We start from the raw sequence: 13,802 nt of genomic DNA, 5'->3' as shown, positions 1-13,802 counted from the left end.
GATAACAAGATGAAACCAAGAATACTGAATATGGCCACATATTCGGCAGGGCTGGCTGCGCTCCTTTGTCTGCTGGGGCAAGGGGTTCAAGCGGCAGGCAGCTGCCTGAATTGTCACAGTGATCAAGCCAAGTTACAGGCGCTGATAAAGCAGCATCAGCTGGAAAAAGAGTCGCTCTCCGTCGAGCAACAATCACTGCAACTCCTGGTAAGCCAAACAGATATGGGCAGCCATGCCGAACTCGGTTGCCGTGACTGCCACAGCAAGGTCGACAAGCCCGGGGACAGAACCTGGCACCCAAGCGTTCTGGCCGATCCCAGTGCCGATGGTGGCAGTGTCTGTGGCGATTGCCATGGCGAGGAGATGATCACCAACTTCCGTCACTCACTGCATTTCACAGTCAATGGTGTCGCCAAAGGCTTGATGGAAAGGTTGCAGCAGACTCCAGAGCGGGCCCAGTTATTTGAACAGATGCATAACGGCGAAGAAGGCTGCGCCAGTTGTCACGCAACCTGTGGCCAGTGCCATGTCAGTGCTCCCGACTTCGCCGGTGGCGGCCTTTTGAACAAGCACGCCTTTGTCGCGACTCCGGATCCGGTCAAAACCTGTGAAACCTGCCACTATGAAAATGCCGAGCAGCACAAAGAGCAAGATGTGCACGTCACCAAGCACAATATGAGCTGCATCGACTGTCACAGTGCCCAGCAGGAATTCCACGGTCGGGACATCAAGCAGATCCCCGAAGGCAGACTCTACAGCGAAGGCCCGCACAGCAACAAGACCGGCCCTTACGAGCAGACCCAGAAACGCGACATAGTAGCGGTGAAGTGTGAAGACTGCCACCAGGATAAAGTCGCCGATCACACCGAACTTCTGAGCGGCAAGGCATCGCCCATAGATCACAATGCCAAGCTGAAGTGTACCGCCTGCCACACCCAGCCCTACAGCAACTGCTTCGGTTGCCACCAGGACGACACCTTGTCTGTGGGCAACTGGCAGAGTCTAAAAACAGCCGAGACTCCGGAGCAGAACATCAAGCTGGGGCTAAGCATAGCCAATGATAAAAACAGCAAGCTGATCCCGCTGAGCCATTCGGCCGGGATCAGTATCGATGCCGGGGTCAAGGTGGATCTCAAAGATCCGGCCACCAAATCCTATTGGGTGCCCTTTTCTACTCACTTTACCGCCAAGAACCCTCTGGCCACCAAGCAGGCACGCGAAAGTGGGCGCATGTGTGAAAACTGCCACAACACTGATGAGGATATCTTCCTCAAAGAAAGCGATTTGCGCTTGGGAGAGACAGATCCCGTCTCCGAAAGCCAATGGATAGTCCCTAAAGAACGTTTACCCAAACACTGAGCCCAGGAGCCGAACATGAAACATAAGATGATAATCAGTTTACTGCTGTGCGGCCTTGGCAGCATGCAATACGCGCAGGCCCAGGAAAGCGCCTTTCAGACCTCAGGAGTGATCATGGGGCTGAGCAACTATCTGTGGCGTGGCCTGACCATCAGCGATGACAAACCCTCACTGCAGACCGATATCATGTTGGAGCATGAGACAGGTTTCTATGCCGGAGTCTCCTTTGAAACCTATAGGTATCAAGGTGATGAGGGGATAGAGAAGGATTATGAAATCGACTACTACGCAGGTTACTACCTGACGGTCAGCGACGAGTTGGGCTTTGGCTTCAATGCCATGCGTTACACCTATGGCGACAGTCACTCCAATCTCGAATATGCCCTATCCATGGATTACAACAGCTTAAACTTGGCGCTCAACTATGATCAGGACTTTGAAACCTGGTACAGCGAGGCCAACTATGCGCTGCCGCTGGCGCAGTATGGCGAGCTGGTTATCCATGGCGGCTATTACTTCGATGCCGAAACAATGGGCTTTGAAGATAAGGGGGAACTGCAAGACAGCGCCTACGATTTGGCGCTGCGCTACAGCTATCCCTTGTTGTCACAGCTGGATCTACTGCTGAAAGCCAGCTATCAGGAGTTTGAGCACGACCACTATATGATAGGACTCGCGTTCAACTTCTAATCAAAGCTAGCTGAGGGCGAATTCCTCACCATAACAATAATTAGCAACTCCCAAACTCTTGCCCCGCCCCTGCTGCGGGGCTTTTTTTAGATTCATCGCAGCCCTCCGGATAATGCACCGGCTTGATCAGGCACATAGCGAGCATTTTCTCGGCGCAATAGGCGGCGCGCAGATAGTCCCGCGTTTTAGCTCCCTTGAGGTTGTGACTCAGCGTCATCAGCCCGAGACGCTCGGCCCTTTGCGCCAATGTTGGCCTTGGTGCCGGCAGGCCATCGGCCAGCTCATCCAGCACCCCATGCAGGGTTTGCTGCATCAGGCCAAGGCGCGGTTGCGGCGCCTGGGGTGCTGACGGCTCGGCCAGCGCCTGCGCGAGTAGTTGCTGGTCGCCGGATTGGGGCAAGGTATCGAAAAAGAGGCTGAACCAGTTATCCAACAGCAGGGACACAGGCCGCAGGTATAAGTGGCTGGCAGTGCGCTCGATGCGCGCCACTATCAGCTCGGGGACCCGCTCGCCCAGCAACTCCAGATTGGTCACGGCTCTTTGACTCAACTTGTTGTAAGGCAGTGAGAAACTCAGCAGCGCCTGTTCCCTGTCCCAATAGTGCAGTTCCATACACTGACTGACCTGATTGAAACCACTCAGGTAGAGACCGCTCGGCCGAAAACACAGGTACTCCTGTTGCCAGTCTATCTCGCCGGCAACAGAGAGGCTCACTGGCTCCAGCGGCTTGGTCGCTGGGTAGACCCGGGTATCCTGCAAACGCCGCAGGCGCCCCCAGGCATTGAGTTCGGCCTGAGCCAGGGTTTGGGTCTTACCCTGCCAACCCAGGGCCGACGGCGCGCCTTCCAGCATGGGCAGACCGCGAAATACGCTGGCATAATCCAGCCGCTGCTCGGCTTTGGGGCGGCTCTCGGCCAGGGTGATAAAACGCCCCTGCTCATCCTGCAATACCTGAGTCACACCATGGGCGCCCCCTTCGCTTTGCCAGGGAAAAGCGCCCAGCCCCAGCACCTGCTCCGGCGCTTGTTGATAGGGTCTTTGCGTCTGAGCCTGGCTGCCTTCCAGAGCCGCCAAGGAGCGGGCCAGACAGCTGAGCAGCAATTTTCTATCCCTGACGCCTTGGCCCGAGACATATTTCTCCAGCGTGCCATGCAGCTGTTTCAAAGCGGTCAGTGGCAGATTTTGCCTGTCCATGGGCACCAGCAGGAGTTCCAGCTCTACCAGGGACGAGGGTCGCAACCTCTCGATGCCGAGCTCAGTCATCTGCTCCAGCAACTTAAGGCAACGGCTCTTTAACTGATCGCGGCTCTGCTGCCCCAGATACTGCAACTGCGCCTGCTCATCGAGCAGCCATTGCGGCCATTCAAAGGCGATGGCCTGTTCTTGGCAATAGAGCCAGACGGCGAGCAGCGCATAACGCTGCGCCTCTTCGGTGCAGATAATATCCTGCAGCCCCTGTACGCACCGAAAATACAGCTGCTGCCCCTCCAGTTCGACGCAGACTGTGCCTTGCGCAAGCTTAATTTTCGCCGCCCAGCGGCGCTGACTCTGCTGGTACAGGCGGCGAACCTGAGCCTTGCCGGCATCATTCAAAAGCTCGGCCAGATGGAGTTCCACCCGGGGCGGCTCTTCGGTGCAAGTCTCAGGGGATGCGGGCCGAACCAGCAGATAAAGCGCCGCAGCCACTATGTGTTTACACAGGCCGGAGGCGCCGCAATCGCAGCGACTGGCGAGCGGGTTATTCCAATCCAGCAGCCCCTTTTGCCCTTCAAACTCAAAGCCATAATCCTGCATCTGCGGCTGGCTTTTCTCCAACGCCTTGCGGGCCCGGCGCACCAAACCTGCACTACCTAGGCTGGTGAGTATGGTTTCATTCATCGGCGTAGCCCCATAGTCAGCGCCAGCCATTCGGCAAAGCTATCCGGGCTGAGTGAGCCTATCTCCATCCCCAGGCGCTGCAGCTTGTCGGTGCTAAAAGTGCTGTAGAAAGGCTCGGCATCGTGATTCATGGCGGTCATCCCCAGCATCTTGATGCCACTGTCTATCATCCCCTGGGCCTGGGCCAGTAAGGCCTGCATCGAACCTCCCTCTTCAAAGTCGGACACGGTTGCCACCACAGAGCGCCCCGGCTCGGAGCAGAGTTGCTGACAATAGCGCCAGGCCTGGGAGATCAGGGTGCCGCCGCCCAACTGGCAATTCAGCAACACAGACACGGGGTCCTGGGCCTGCTCACTCAAGTCCACCACTTGGGTGTCGAACACTACCAGCGACAACTTCACCGATGGCAAGCGGGTCAGGATCCCGGCGATCACTGCCGAGTAAATCAGCGAAGTCGCCATGGAGCCGGACTGATCTATGCAGAGCACTATGTGCCAGGGCAGTTGGTGCTGCTGACGGGCATGGAAATAGACCCGCTCGAAACAGACCTTCTCGCCATCAAAATGCTTGAGGTTGCGGCGAATACTGGTCTGCCAGTCCAGATTGGCCAGCCGTTTCACCGGACTGTGGGCCTGGCGGTTGAGCCTGCCACTCAAGTTGTTGATATAGGTCGGCCGCAGGCGACGCAGCAACTCCTCGACCACTCCCTGAATAATCCGCTCTACCTGTTGCCGAATGGCCGGCTTGTGATGGGCATTGAGTTTCAGCAACTGCTTCAGCACCCCCATACTGGGAGTGATCTTTTCCAGCACCTGCGGCTGCTCCAACACCTGATGCAACCCAAAGCGCTCGACCGCATCGGACTGCAGCCTGTCGTTGACCGAACGGGGAAACAGGGTCTCCGCCGCCTCCAGCCAGTTGGTCACTGCCAACTCGCTTTCCCCCAAGCCAGCGCTTACCTTGAAGCCACGCTGCAGCTGGCCCTCCTGATAGAGCTGCTGCAACACCTCATCCTGTTGCTGTTGCCGGGAGCTGAGACGGGTATCAAGCGCGTTGGCATAGCGCCCCAACACCAGACGCCAGCGCTGCTTCAGTTGCTCATCCATTGACTCAATCCTTGTTGCTCCAGGTCAATTCGCAGCTGCCGCTCCAGCGCCAACCCCTGTTGAAAGTCCTGTTCAGATATCCCGTATTGCAACCAATTCAGGCCGTTATCCCACTGATTCAGCTGCAGCAAGCGGCGGCAGAGCTCATCCACCTCTCTGGCATCCAGCGCGCAAAACAAGCCCCTCATGGCCGGTAGCTTGTCGATAAACTGCGCCTCACTCAGCTCACTGAGCCAGTGATTCAGCATGGGCAGCAGGCCATGGTCTTGCCGCAACCAGTGCGGCACCACCTTGAGCAGCGCCTCAATCACAGGGAAGGGATCGTTTTGCAGCTGCAACTGTTGCAGCAGTGGCGCCGGGTCCAACTTGTCCAGCTCGATAGCCAAGGCCTGCAGGACAAAATAGAGCACGGGGCGATGGGCGTTATGGCTTGTCAACCAGCGCAGTCTGTCACGCCAGGGAGACTCGAGCTCGTCCTGATGCAAGACTGCTACGCTCTGCAGATCCAACAGTAACTTCAGCGCCTCTTCATCGCTCAGACGGTTGATTGCCGGTAAATGAAAGCCGACCTGATGCCACAGGGCTTTTTGGTAAGCCAGCAGCTCAATATCGGCAAACAGTGGATGATGCGCTGCCGCCAGCAAGGTCATAAAGCTATTGGCCAGTTGCTGAATGTCGCTGCATTGGCTTATCTGCTGCGCAATGGCATGGGCGCTCAGCTCTTCCGGCATCCCCAGATGCAGTGCCAACACCAGTTTTTCCACCAGTTGCTGCAAATCTTCCTGGGGCAACTCACTGAGCCGCCGTTTCACCACCAGCTCGAGACGCAGCCCCAGGCTGGATTTCTCGGCCAGTGCCACTTCCACCGCCGGAGTCCAATGATAGTTCCAATGTTCATGGCGATGGTTGAACTTCAATTGCCGGATGACCGGCATGCCATTTTGCGGCCTGGCAAAACCGCTGCCAACAAACAGCAGCCGACACAGGAGGCGACGGCGCTCAATATGCTTGTCCGTCATGGCGTAGAGATCGAAGTGGCAGCGTCCCGGTTTATCCGTCTGCAATCTGGCCTTGCGACATAGCGCCAACACCTCTTCCACCAGCGGTAAACTGGGTTGGTCGGCCGGTAACTGCCCAAGGGCATCGCCGCTGAGCACCTTTTGCCAGGGTTCGAGTGTCGATGCCGACAGCTGCTGTTTAATCAGGCAACTGCCCAGAGAATCCAGCAGATCATAGCTGCCGGGGCGCGCCAAGCCACGCAAACTACAGAGGGCCTGCAGATGCTCAAAGCAGTTTTTCTTATAGATCAGCGGCAGTTGCGGCATCTGCTCCAAGAGGTAGAGCAACCAATCATCGGCGTTCAATTGCCGCTGCTGAAACTGCCAGCGACAGAAGGCCGGATAAGGCATACCGGCGCCGTAGCCTTTGCGGGCATCCAGCAAGGCGTCACTGAAACGGATCACAAAGCTATCTTGCGTGTCATCGACGACGATCGCCTCGGCCTCGTCGGCAAAGTTGATCAACGCCGGGGTATGAAAACCACCTGTGAGCACAGCCACTCGCTCATAGCGGCGGCGGGCCGCCTTGATATGGGCCCGCATCTGGGTTTCACGGGCCAGATCGCCCATCTCTTCCAGGCTGTCTGTGCCAAAGCAGGCACGACTGGCGGCGCAGAACAACAATACCTGGGTAAAGAAGCTCTCGGCCGAGGCGAAATTTTGTTGTTCAAACAAACGCTGCCAGAGTTCGTCGGCATCCCGGCATCCCAGTTGCTGCTGTAGGCGGCGGCTGTAGTCCGAGCTTAAAAAGCGGCTATCACTCCAACGGTTGCTTACACCGCCGTCCTGCGCCTTTTCATCCAGATCGATGAAGATCACCTCAATGCCCTGCGCCGTCGCCCAGCGCAGCGCCTGCCATTCAGGGCTGTTCTCGGCCAGAGGGTAGTAGCTGCCACTCTGATAGATGGCAATAGGCGGCACCACAGTATCGCGCTGCAACAGTGACAGATGGCGGATAAAACTGCCGGGGGCTTCTATTAACACGGCTTGGGGCTGCCGGCGCTGCAACTGCTCCAGCGCCATGGCGGCGCAGGCCGGGCTGTGATGCCGCAGCGGCAACCAGCACACCCCGGGATCGGCCGCGGCGGCCTTGAGCAGTTCACCAAACTCCCCTCTAAGGAACATCACCTCATCCACAGAGCTTTTCCTGCCTGGAAGAAGGCTTGCCAACCCTGGCGTTCACGGGCGACCACATCCATGTAATGAGCCAGCTTCTTCACATCGTCGGCCTTGTCCTTGATTAGCGTGCCGTGCATCTGCTGCACCAACTGGGCGGCACTCATGGGCTCTTGCCAATAGAGGCTGTGCAGGGCGCAGCCATGCACTATATTAACCGCCTCGGCCGTGGACAGAGTGGCATCCATCGCCTGTGGGCCGACGGTACTGCGAAGGTCGTGAAATACTCGTACCAGCAAGTCCACCAGCGCTTCATCCAGCTGCACCTGTTGGCCGCTGTCCGCCAGGCGTTGGCTCACCTGAGCCAAAATCAGCTGGCGCTCCAGCAGAGGATCGCTGAGCACAGGCACTGTCTCGAAGTTGAAACGGCGCTTGAGCGCGCTGGACATCTCGTTGACCCCACGGTCCAGCAGGTTGGCGGTGGCTATCAGGTTGAAGCCCGGTTTGGCCTGAATCGAGACGCCCAGCTCGGGGATACTGAGGCTTTTTTCCGACATCAGCGAGATCAGCACATCCTGCACCTCCTGCGGGCAGCGGGTGATCTCTTCGATACGCACCAGCTTGCCCTGCTCCATCGCCTGATAGACGGGGCTTTTCAGCAGGGCTTCCAGACTGGGGCCACCGGACAGTAACAGGGCAAAGTTCCAGCTGTACTTGAGCTGCTCCTCCGTAGTACCTGCTGTGCCCTGAATGAGATACTCACTGCTGCCGCTGATGGCAGCGCTCAATAGCTCAGAAAGCATCGACTTGGCGGTACCGGGTTCACCGACCAGCATCAGGCCGTTGTTGCCCATCAGGCTGACAATGGCCCGCTCCACCAGGGCATCTTCCCCGTAGTATTTGCGGCTGATATCAAGCGCCGCATCGCCGCAGATAAAACGTCGCACCGCCCCAGCCGACATGGCCCAACCCGGTGGAATAACCCCCTTGTCGGCCGCCATCAAGCGTTGCAATTCATCCTGATAACGCTGCTCGGCATGAGCCCGAATGACTTGTTCCATCCTGTTTGCTTCTCCTTATTGGCTGCCACCAGTAAGGCAGCAGCCTAATCCATCCGTTATCGACCTTTACCAGGGCAGTTTCGATTCCCAGTCCGGATCTGCCACACACTTGTCGCCGACTTCACGATAGTCAACGGCGATGGCATTGAGCAGGTTGACCGGCACCTCGGCCAACGGCAGTTGACGGTAGCGGGCATAACGGCCGCGGGGGTTGGTCCGCTCCATGACCTTGATGTCATAGATGGCGGCGGCCTCGTTTTCTTCCGGCACGCAGTTACCGCTGAAACCGAACTCCACTCTCAGCCCCAGGGTATCGAAACGCTTGAAGTAGTTATCAAAGAAACCGCCGTCTTCCGCTTCACCGCGCTGATAACCTTTCTTGGTCAACAGGCCACGCAGGGTATAGCAGTCGGTCATCCGGCCGTGCTGGTCATTGAGTGCCTCCTGACCTTCAGTTAGCGTCACTTCGGCACTTCGCAGCTGCTCGAACAGCGGCTTGACCTTGTAATCCTTGAGATGTACACGCCAGGCATCCAGCGCTGCCTCCGCTAACAGGTTACCGCTCACCAGGCGTATACTCGCCGCAGCGGGCAGTTGCAGCTCTTCATCGTCAATATCGATAAAGGCGCCGTCTTCCGTGGGTCTGAAGGTTTGCCATTGACCATCAATCTCCACCTGCCAGAGGGTGCGCTGCAACAGGCGATACATGACCGGATGCTGATGCAGGTATTGCTGCCAGTCTGCGGCGAGCCAATGCCGCTCTGTGACCATGGCCTCATACAATCTGGCACTTTGCTGTTCAACCACCTGCTTGAGTTCTTTCTTGCAGTTGCTGAACCATTTTTTCACTTCGGCAATATCGCCTTCGTTATCTGTCTGCCGAGGTTGCGGCAGGCTCTTGAGCAGCTTGCCCTCTTCGTTGAGCAATCTCAGCTTGAGGTCGTCCCCGAGTGCCAGCGCCAAAGTACGGCTGCCGAATTCAAACGGGCTGGGCTGGGTCAGATGTTCGAGCCCGGCCGTCTGCACAGTGCGATCCGCCAGCTCATCCTGGGTCCAGCCGTTACGGACCGCAATTTGACTGACTTGCGCCCGCGCCAGCTCCTGCACCGAGTTGGTGCGATAACGCCGCGAAATACTCAGCAGAAACTGAATCGCCACAGGATCGTCCGAGTTGGCCAAGGCCTGCAACATGGCCTCTATCTGTGCCCGCCGCTCATAGCGCTTCTTCATAAAGGGTTGGATCATGCCCAGCAGGGTTTGCGCATCGCCGCCAGCGATCAGGGCCAACATCCCCTTGTCTTTGATGGCCGAGCCCAGGAGCTCATTCTTTTTCTCGGCAAAGCGGACCTGAAACGCATCCTCAAGGGTCTTGTGTTGATACTCCTGACCCCAGTCGTATTTGGCCCAATGCTGATAAGATTGAAAAGTCTGCTGCTGATGCGCCTTGGCATATTCCAATGCCTCATCATCCGAAGGGCAACGGGTATCCTGGGCGATAAATGCCGCCAGAATAAAATGCCCAAGACGCTGACGGCTTTCGCTGTCCAGCAGCGACAGATAGTGACTCAGCAATGGGTTGCCCTGAGGCTGCTTGAGCTTCACCGCCAAGACGACCCACCAGAACACCAGTTCGGGTTCGACCGGGCTGCCGTCTTCAAAACGGCATGCGGGCAGCGCTTCACGCGGGAACCAATCCATGGACTTGGGTGGCGCCTTTTTAAGGCCGGCCTTGGCTTCGGCCAACAGCGCTTCCTTGCCAAGGAACTGGCTGATATCGGCGCCGGTTTGCAACAATGCTTCCAGCAACACTACCCGGGTTGGCATATCTTTCTCTTTATTCATCGCCTGGCTCAATGCCTCCTGCGCCGAAGCCGCCTTGAGGCGACCCAGCCAAGTGGCGGCCAGCACCCGGTTATCCTTGCTGCCGGAGGCCAGCTCAGGAGTGATAAGGGTGATATCGGCGCCGTGGCGTTCGGCGCAGTACTGAGCCGCTGCCTGTATGGCTTTGCGGCCATGGAAGGCGTATTCATGAACCTTCCTTTGCCAGTGCTGCGGCAGCTTGGGAAATTCGGCCAGAATCGCCAAGGTCTGTATCAATACCTGATTGGCATCGTGTCGATAGGTTCCATTGAACACCTGGCCATTGAGACCATGCTCTATATAGTCGGGGTTTTCGGCAAAGAAGGGCCAGATCAGCAGTTGTTCACAGGCGGCCGGCAACCAGTCACCTTCCCGGCCTTCGTAGCCAAACAGGGCTTCAATCAAGGCCGCTGCGGGTTGATTCTCTTGGTTGCACAGGCTCAAGAGTTGCCGTAAATCCGTCATTCCCTGCAGACTTTTCAGAATATGTTCCTGGCTCAGCATACGCTCCCAGGAATGGCAGGAGAGCTCATGGCGTTCCATCCGCAAAATAAGCCGCAGACAGGCTTTGGGGTGCTCGTCGAGATCGGCGTGGCTGATCAGAGAATAAAACCCTGACAGAGATGATTGCCGGCCTCTTTCGAGGTCCATCAGCGCCGCTTGCAGTTGGGCACTACTGACTTGCTGCCAGCGTTGCAGACTTTTCCGGTCGTCGGCCAAATGCCTTTTGCGATAGCTGGGGGCATCTGGGTGCTCCGCCGCAGCGATATCGTTTTCAAGCTCTTTGATCTCTTTAGCCAACTGCTTTTCACACAGACCTAACCATTCTTCAGGCACTTTGACGTTTTTATCAATGGCCGCAACGGCCGGAATATCCCAGCTAAACTGGTCACTCTGTTGCTGCCGGGTCGTGTTATCCAGCATTTTCGCCAGTGCCGTTTTTACCGCGGCGGATTTCTCTTCACTGTGCCAGCGCTGCAGCAAGGGGGTCGCTTCAGGATAGAGGCCGGCCACAACCAGCCAGTGGCCACGGGTAGCCGCCTTGGCGCCCGGAAATTCCCGCTCCAGAAACGCCAGCAACTGCTGTTGCGGGCTCTTTTTCAGCAGTTTCACGGCCTCTTCACGGACAGTCGCCGAACCATCGGCGGCCAACGCCATGACCAGCGGCAGCTGCGCCTGTGACAGGGTCTGGCAGGCTTTATTAAGCAAAGCACAAAAGGTTTCGCGGCCGCTGAAATGTAACTGTTTCAACAGCTGCAGATATTCAGGATCTTCACTGAGCTTGAGCCAGTCGGTACTCTTCCTCAGCGCGGTGCGGAATGTATCATGATAATAAGAGTCGGAACCTTCAAGAATAAAGGCTTCCAGCTCATGGGGCGGGTGCTCATATTGCGCGACCAGCGAAGCCAGATAGTCACGACTGGGCAGATCTTTGCCCGCCAAACGGCAACCGTAATACTCTTCTGCCAACTCTCGGAACAGCATCAGCACGCCATTGAGCCAGCCGCTCGAGGTGTTTTGCACGCCGTAGATGCTTATATCTGGGTTGCAGGCATGACACACCAAGCCGAGACGGCGCATAACGGCCGCTTCATTACAGGCACCGGTTGCCACAAACTGGTTAATGGCATCACGGGCCTGAACCAAGCGTTCATCATTTTGTCCGTAGCCATAGGGAACACCCGGCCGCGCCAGTGTTTCTCCAGCACTGAGCTGCTGGAGCTGCGACAGACACGCCACAGGTTCACCGGTCAAAATATACTGACTGACGGCTTGTGCCAAACCCGTTTGCTGCTCATCGATAATCCGGCAAGCGTCTAGCAGTAACTTGTCTGTATTGGGGCGAGTGAAGGCTTCAAGCTTGTTTTTTAATACGTCCAGCATCTCTCATATTCCTTGAGTCATTAGCAAATATGTCTTCCTTCCCCCAATAGCAGACATTCAGTAAACACCTGCTTAAGCCGGCGGCCGAGCCTCCTTTTCGGACGAGGAAGGGGGAATTCTAACGGAAACGCAAAAACAATATCGCTTACAAAACACCCATTTACAGTTCAATGCCGCCAAATGTGATCTGCCCTCCCCCGGGATGACGCCATATTAGGCCAGCCTTTACCCATAGAAAGCGGTTTATTGGCCTTGAAGCCGCCAGCGGCTTTAGCCACGCTAACAGCAAAATCAGCAATATCCGGCAAGGGGTCATGGTCAATGTCTCAAACCTTGTTTGAAAAACAGGCTAGCTGGAGATTGCAAACAAAAGTTACCAATGGTAACTTTGCAATTGTTGCTATGAGTAACTTATTCAACCAAGCGCCGATGGCTGTTGTTTCATGGGTATCCGTTTCATGGGTATCCGTTTCAAGGGCGCCCATTTCGAGGACAGGCAAAGCAGCCGACCGGCACAGCTTGGTATTTTTTGCCGTTGCGCTCAAGCCGTAAACGGCCAATAACAGCAACAGGAGTTTTAGTGTGGAAAGGTTAACCAAGTGCACTCTGGACAATGCCGATGAACTGGCCAAGCCCATATTGCAGGAGATCAAGAGTCGCTACGGCATGATCCCCAACTTCTATTCGGCTCTGGGCATAAATGGCGCGGTCATGAAGGGCTATCTGGAGTTTGAGGCCAATCTGGAAGAGCACAGCCTGCTGAGCCTGGCCCAGCGGGAGATGATCTCCCTGGCGGTTGCCAACTATAACGGCTGCGAATACTGTGTCAGCGGCCATAGCTTTTCCGGGAAACGTGCCGGGCTCAGCCCCGATGCCTGCATCAAGGCGCAGCAGGGCAAGGCCGATAACCGCGAAGACCAGCTGCTGCTGGACGTCGCCCTGGCGTTGCTGCAACACAGAGGCAAGTTACCGGACTCTTTGCTAACAGACTGTCTGGATGCCGGGATCAGTGAGGCCAAGGTGATGCAGGTCTGCGCCTGGAGTGGCCTGAATAACTTCAGTAACTGGGTTAACAACACAGTGCAGCCGAAAATCGACTTCCCAAGGGTTCCACTGCAACCCTATACTGAGTGACAAAAGAGAAGCGACAATGCGATGCATTGCCGCTTTTTCAATTTTATTAAACCAGCTATCTGTGGGGGATGCGTGAAGAAGAGAATGCTCAAAGATCAGCGCCGCGAACAACTGCTCGAAGTTGCCTGTGAGATTGTCCGCGAAGCCGGTACCGATGCGCTGACCTTGAACACCCTGGCTCAAAAAGCCGGAGTGACCAAGCCTTTGACCTATCGTCACTTCGCCACCCGGCAAGGATTGCTGGCACAGATGTACCGCCATTACGACAATCTATTTGTCGAGGCGGTGAAACAGGCCGCAGCGGAGCAAAAAGCCTCGCTGGCAGAGCTATGCACCCTGGTCTGCCGCGCCTATCTGGACTGCGCCGTACGCTGCGGCCCGGAGTATGAGGCGATAGTTGCGGCGCTGCGCGGCTATCCTGAGTATCAGAACATCACCACAGATATTCGCGACTTCTTCACCGACTTCTACAGCGAACTCTTTGCCGATTACCTCAAGCTGCCTGCGCCGCAAAGCAAGCTGCTGTGCTGGGCCATACATGGCGCCATCAATGAAGTCGCCAATGCCGTGGCCTGCGGCCATGCCCAGCCGCAAGAAGCAACAACCAGGCTAAGCCAACTGCTGCAGCGCATGCTCGGCGCCGACGGATGCTGAT

General features: G+C 56.6%; 10 protein-coding genes. 5 read left to right on the top strand and 5 right to left on the bottom strand.

Features of this window, described 5'->3' with window-relative positions; all coding sequences use genetic code 11:
* The first annotated feature begins 9 nt into the window (after positions 1-9).
* Together ACWAU4_RS02595 and ACWAU4_RS02590 are read left to right on the top strand one after the other, a co-directional pair.
* Positions 10-1,359 (top strand): hypothetical protein, encoded by a 1,350-nt coding sequence (locus ACWAU4_RS02595; RefSeq protein ID WP_208125450.1) that lies wholly within the window; start codon positions 10-12, stop codon positions 1,357-1,359.
* A gap of 15 nt (positions 1,360-1,374) precedes the next feature.
* A complete protein-coding gene (locus ACWAU4_RS02590) occupies positions 1,375-2,049 on the top strand; it encodes a TorF family putative porin (protein ID WP_208125449.1) in 675 nt (224 codons plus the stop codon).
* A gap of 40 nt (positions 2,050-2,089) precedes the next feature.
* On the opposite strand, the gene ACWAU4_RS02585 is transcribed toward ACWAU4_RS02590, so the two are convergent.
* The 5 genes from ACWAU4_RS02585 to ACWAU4_RS02565 form a co-directional block, all read right to left on the bottom strand.
* Positions 2,090-3,928: a hypothetical protein gene (locus tag ACWAU4_RS02585; protein WP_454290445.1), complete on the bottom strand. Its 1,839-nt coding sequence runs from the start codon at positions 3,926-3,928 to the stop codon at positions 2,090-2,092.
* Complete coding sequence (locus ACWAU4_RS02580; protein ID WP_208125447.1) at positions 3,925-5,034, bottom strand: VWA domain-containing protein; 1,110 nt, start codon at positions 5,032-5,034, stop codon at positions 3,925-3,927. Before ACWAU4_RS02580 ends, ACWAU4_RS02585 begins: the two co-directional genes overlap by 4 nt.
* Positions 5,019-7,229 (bottom strand): DUF5682 family protein, encoded by a 2,211-nt coding sequence (locus ACWAU4_RS02575; RefSeq protein WP_208125446.1) that lies wholly within the window; start codon positions 7,227-7,229, stop codon positions 5,019-5,021. The genes ACWAU4_RS02580 and ACWAU4_RS02575 overlap by 16 nt, the downstream gene beginning before the upstream one ends.
* Positions 7,217-8,269, bottom strand: a complete 1,053-nt coding sequence (locus ACWAU4_RS02570; RefSeq protein ID WP_025886825.1) for an AAA family ATPase — start codon at positions 8,267-8,269, stop codon at positions 7,217-7,219. Before ACWAU4_RS02570 ends, ACWAU4_RS02575 begins: the two co-directional genes overlap by 13 nt.
* 66 nt (positions 8,270-8,335) lie before the next feature.
* Entirely contained in the window at positions 8,336-12,013 is a 3,678-nt protein-coding gene (locus ACWAU4_RS02565; RefSeq protein ID WP_144216853.1) for a DUF4132 domain-containing protein, read from the bottom strand.
* Positions 12,014-12,334: 321 nt separating this feature from the next.
* Between ACWAU4_RS02565 and ACWAU4_RS02560 the strand changes: the two genes are divergently transcribed.
* The 3 genes from ACWAU4_RS02560 (at position 12,335) to ACWAU4_RS02550 (ending at position 13,801) form a co-directional block, all read left to right on the top strand.
* The gene (locus ACWAU4_RS02560; protein WP_208125445.1) at positions 12,335-12,565 is read left to right on the top strand and encodes a hypothetical protein; all 231 of its coding nucleotides are present in this window, start codon (positions 12,335-12,337) and stop codon (positions 12,563-12,565) included.
* A gap of 30 nt (positions 12,566-12,595) precedes the next feature.
* Positions 12,596-13,147, top strand: a complete 552-nt coding sequence (locus tag ACWAU4_RS02555; RefSeq protein ID WP_062793702.1) for a carboxymuconolactone decarboxylase family protein — start codon at positions 12,596-12,598, stop codon at positions 13,145-13,147.
* Between the two features lie 72 nt (positions 13,148-13,219).
* Positions 13,220-13,801 (top strand): TetR/AcrR family transcriptional regulator, encoded by a 582-nt coding sequence (locus ACWAU4_RS02550; RefSeq protein WP_025009271.1) that lies wholly within the window; start codon positions 13,220-13,222, stop codon positions 13,799-13,801.
* The last annotated feature ends 1 nt before the right edge of the window (position 13,802 follow it).

It is taken from the genome of Shewanella sp. FeAMO, assembly GCF_053653955.1.
Note: the sequence above shows the minus strand (reverse complement) of the source record. Positions and strands in the feature narration are given on the sequence as shown.

Coding starts and splice junctions, on each gene's coding strand:
- ACWAU4_RS02565 (WP_144216853.1), bottom strand. CDS start 12,013: ATGCTGGACGTATTAAAAAACAAGCTTGAAGCCTTCACTCGCCCCAAT.
- ACWAU4_RS02570 (WP_025886825.1), bottom strand. CDS start 8,269: ATGGAACAAGTCATTCGGGCTCATGCCGAGCAGCGTTATCAGGATGAA.
- ACWAU4_RS02590 (WP_208125449.1), top strand. CDS start 1,375: ATGAAACATAAGATGATAATCAGTTTACTGCTGTGCGGCCTTGGCAGC.
- ACWAU4_RS02585 (WP_454290445.1), bottom strand. CDS start 3,928: ATGAATGAAACCATACTCACCAGCCTAGGTAGTGCAGGTTTGGTGCGC.
- ACWAU4_RS02560 (WP_208125445.1), top strand. CDS start 12,335: ATGTCTCAAACCTTGTTTGAAAAACAGGCTAGCTGGAGATTGCAAACA.
- ACWAU4_RS02595 (WP_208125450.1), top strand. CDS start 10: ATGAAACCAAGAATACTGAATATGGCCACATATTCGGCAGGGCTGGCT.
- ACWAU4_RS02580 (WP_208125447.1), bottom strand. CDS start 5,034: ATGGATGAGCAACTGAAGCAGCGCTGGCGTCTGGTGTTGGGGCGCTAT.